This window comes from Streptomyces sp. NRRL WC-3549 (genome assembly GCF_000721935.1).
In the GTDB taxonomy this organism is placed as follows: domain Bacteria; phylum Actinomycetota; class Actinomycetes; order Streptomycetales; family Streptomycetaceae; genus Streptomyces.
In genome coordinates this window covers 56872-60419 of sequence record NZ_KL585437.1, presented here as the reverse complement: position 1 = coordinate 60419, position 3548 = coordinate 56872, and the positions used below count along the sequence as shown (strand labels likewise).

General features: G+C 74.3%; 4 protein-coding genes. 3 read left to right on the top strand and 1 reads right to left on the bottom strand.

What is annotated here, in order from left to right:
• Positions 1 to 33: 33 nt before the first annotated feature.
• Positions 34 to 210, bottom strand: coding sequence for a hypothetical protein (locus IH13_RS44160; RefSeq protein ID WP_199814917.1), 177 nt, complete (start codon positions 208 to 210; stop codon positions 34 to 36).
• Positions 211 to 481: 271 nt separating this feature from the next.
• Here IH13_RS44160 and IH13_RS0132080 point away from each other — a divergent pair, with 271 nt between their 5' ends.
• The 3 genes from IH13_RS0132080 to IH13_RS0132070 all read left to right on the top strand — a co-directional run.
• Entirely contained in the window at positions 482 to 1741 is a 1260-nt protein-coding gene (locus IH13_RS0132080; RefSeq protein WP_031089943.1) for an NYN domain-containing protein, read from the top strand.
• A gap of 111 nt (positions 1742 to 1852) precedes the next feature.
• Entirely contained in the window at positions 1853 to 2845 is a 993-nt protein-coding gene (locus IH13_RS0132075; RefSeq protein WP_031089941.1) for an ABC transporter ATP-binding protein, read from the top strand.
• A gap of 37 nt (positions 2846 to 2882) precedes the next feature.
• A partial coding sequence (locus IH13_RS0132070) for a hypothetical protein (protein WP_031089939.1) occupies positions 2883 to 3548 on the top strand: 666 nt, incomplete at its 3' end.

The window sequence follows — 3548 nt, the reverse complement described above, 5'->3', positions numbered from 1 at the left end:
GCGGGGCGCCCCTCTCGCGGGTACGGGGAGCGGTCAGTTGTGGCCGAAGCGGCGCTGGTGCTTACGGGCCACGTCCGCAGGGCTGCCCTGGGCCTGCGACCGGTCCTGCGACTCGAACGGGTTCGACGACTTGGCCTCCTCGTTGCCGCGCTCGGCGGTGGAGACCCGGTCGTGCCGGCTGCCCTGCTTGCGGTTCTTGTTCTTGGCCATGGGTGATGCCTCCTGAGGGGAATCGTGCGGGCCAGGACCGCTGTCAGATTCACATACCACCCGATAAGCCGCATGTTGGATCATTACTCAGTGTAATTCGGCCTGTATCATGCGCCGTTTTCCCGATCCGCCACGCCGATGATCGAGTTCCGGACGTTAACGCCCGTTCCGTCGGGCAGACTCGAAGGAAACCCTGAGTAAGCGAACCCGGACAAGCGGACCATCCCCCACGACCAGGTCCGCCGATCCGTTCCCGAATTCCTGGAAGAGGGTGGAACGCGTGGACCGTTGCGTCGTCCTGGTGGACGCCGGTTACCTGCTGGGCGCGGCCGCGAGCCTGCTGGCCGGGGAGCCCGCACGTTCCCGCATCACCGTCGATCACGCCGCCCTGATCCAGGGGCTGCGGCTGCGCGCCGAGGCCGACACGGAGCAGCCCCTGCTCCGCATCTACTGGTTCGACGGCGCCCCCGACCGCGTACCGCAGCCCGAGCACCGCCGGCTGCGGGTGATGCCCCGGGTGACGGTTCGGCTGGGGGCCCTCACCCGCAGTGACGGCCGGTGGGCGCAGAAGGGCGTCGACGCGGCCATGCACGCCGAACTCACCGAACTGGCCAGGAACCGTGCCTGCTCCGACGTGGTGCTGGTGACCGGCGACGGCGATCTGCTGCCCGGGCTGATGTCCGCCAAGGAACACGGCGTGGCCGTCCACCTCTGGGCGGTCCAGGCGGCCGACGGCGACTACAACCAGTCGGAGGACCTGGTCGCCGAGGCCGACGAACGCCGGGTGCTGGACCGGGCCTGGATCACCCAGGCGGTACGCGCGAAGGACACCGGCGGCGTCTGCGCGCCCCCGCCCGTCCCGCGCCCCGAGATCGCCGCGATCCTCTCCGCACCGCTGCCCGAGGCCGCGCTCGCCGCCTCGGCCGAGCGCGCCTCGGAGGCGCAGGCCGCGGCCGCCCGCAACGGCACCGCCGAACCGGCCGCCCGGCCCGCCGCCCAGCCGCAGCCCACCCCGAACCACAAGGGCGTCCCCACCCCCAAGGACCTGGCGGCCCTGCGGACCGCAGGGGACCGGGCCGCCCCCGCGCCCGTACCGCAGTCCGCCGGCAACGCCACCCTGCGCTGGTCGTCCGACAAGGGGTGGGTGGAGCGCGGCGGACCGCTCGGCGAACCGACCGAGACCGCGTCCCTGCCGACCCTGGCCCAGCTCACCAGCGCCGAACAGCGCTGGGCGGACCGGGAGGAGGACATCACCACCGTCGGCGGCGACCCCTTCGAGGTCGGCCAGGTCTTCGCCCGGCGCTGGATGGAACGCCTCCCCGAAACGGCCCACCTGCAGAAGCTGTCCACCATGTACCCCCGTATCCCGCACCGGATCGACGGCGAACTGCTCCGGTACGCGGCCCGGTTCGGACTGCTCGCGCACAAGGACGACCAGATCGACGAGCACGACCGCTACGCGATCCGCGCGGGCTTCTGGCGGGAGATCGACGTGACCACCGCCGCCGAACCCGCCCCGGCGGGCGAGTAGGAAGGCCCCGGGTACGGCGGCGGCCGGCGGACCCGGCCGCGATGGGGGGCATCCGACCCCGTACCCTCGTACCTCGTGAGTACGGGCGCAGCACAGGCAGAGACCGGGACCGTGTGCGCGGTGCGTGAGCTGGTCAAGACCTACCCCGCCGTGCGCGGCCGGCGCGGCCGCGCCGCCGCCCCTGAGGTGCGGGCCACCGACGGGATCAGCCTCGACGTCCGGCGCGGAGAGATCTTCGGGCTGCTCGGACCCAACGGGGCGGGCAAGTCCACCCTCGTGCGCCAGCTCACCGGGCTCATGCGGCCCGACTCCGGCAGTGTCGAGGTGCTGGGCCACGACCTCGTGCGCCATCCCGAGCGGGCCTCCCGGCTCGTCGGCTACCTCGGGCAGGAGTCCACGGCACTCGACGAGCTGACCGTCTCCCTCGCCGCCGAGACCACGGGGCGGCTGCGCGGACTGCCCGCCGGCGAGGCGCGGGCCGTGCGGGACGACGTACTGGAGGAGCTGGGGCTCACCCAGCTCGCCGGGCGCCCCCTGAAGAAGCTCTCCGGCGGTCAGCGCCGGCTCGCCTGCTTCGCCGCCACGCTCGTCGGTGAGCGGCCCCTCCTCGTCCTCGACGAACCGACGACCGGCATGGACCCGGTCGCCCGGCGCGCCGTCTGGTCCGCCGTCGACCGGCGGCGGGCCGAGAACGGCACGACGGTCCTGCTCGTCACCCACAACGTGATCGAGGCCGAGACCGTCCTGGACCGGGTCGCGGTCATGGAGCGCGGCAAGGTCATCGCCTGCGACACCCCCACGGGGCTCAAGGAACGGGTGGCCGGCGAGGTGCGCGTCGAGCTGGTGTGGCGCGAGCGGGCACCGCTGGACGTCCCCGAGGTGGCCGCGCTCCGCGCGTCGGCGCAGGAGTCGGGGCGCCGGTGGGTGCTGCGGCTCGGCCCGGACGAGGCGCGGGCGGCGGTCGCCGCGGTGACCGGCGGGGCGGCGTTCTCCTCGCTGGACGACTTCACGCTGGCCACCCCCAGCCTGGAGGACGTGTATCTGGCGCTCGGCGGCGACGCGGCGCGGGCGGCGGGGGCCGCCGGAGGGCTGGTGAAGGCGTGAACACGAAGTGTCCGAAGTCGAAGGGGAGCAGCGCCAGGTGACGAGCATCGTTCCCGCGGAGGCCGCGCGGAAGGCGTCCGGCCGCCCGGCCCGCACCTCCACCGGCCGGCCGGGCCCCACCGCCCGCACCGCCCCCGCCCCCCTCGCGCCGCGGGCCCGGCTGCTGCCCTCACTGGCCGCGGTCTACCGGGCGCAGCTGTCACGGGCGAGGGTGGCCCGTATCCCGCTCCTCTTCGTCGCCACCTTCCAGTCCGTCGGGATCATGGTCCTGATGCGCGGGGTCGTCGACGGCGGGACCGAGGCGCGGGCCGTCGTCGCCGGCTCCAGCGTGCTGGTCGTGGCCTTCGTCGCGCTCAACCTGCTCGCCCAGTACTTCGGCCAGCTCCGGGCGGGCGGCGGTCTGGACCACTACGCCACCCTGCCGGTGCCGCCGGCCGCGGTGGTGCTGGGGGCGGCGGGCGCCTACGCCTCCTTCACCGTGCCGGGGACCGTGGTCACGGCGGTGGCGGGCAGCGCGCTGTTCGGGCTGCCGCTGACCCACCTCTGGGTGCTCGTCGCCGTCGTCCCGCTGTCCGGGGCCGCGCTGTCCGGCCTGGGGGCGGCGCTGGGGCTGCTGGCGCCGCGTCCCGAGCTGGCGACGCTGCTCGGGCAGCTCGGGATGTCCGCGGCGCTGCTGCTGGGCGTCCTGCCGGCCGAGCGGCTG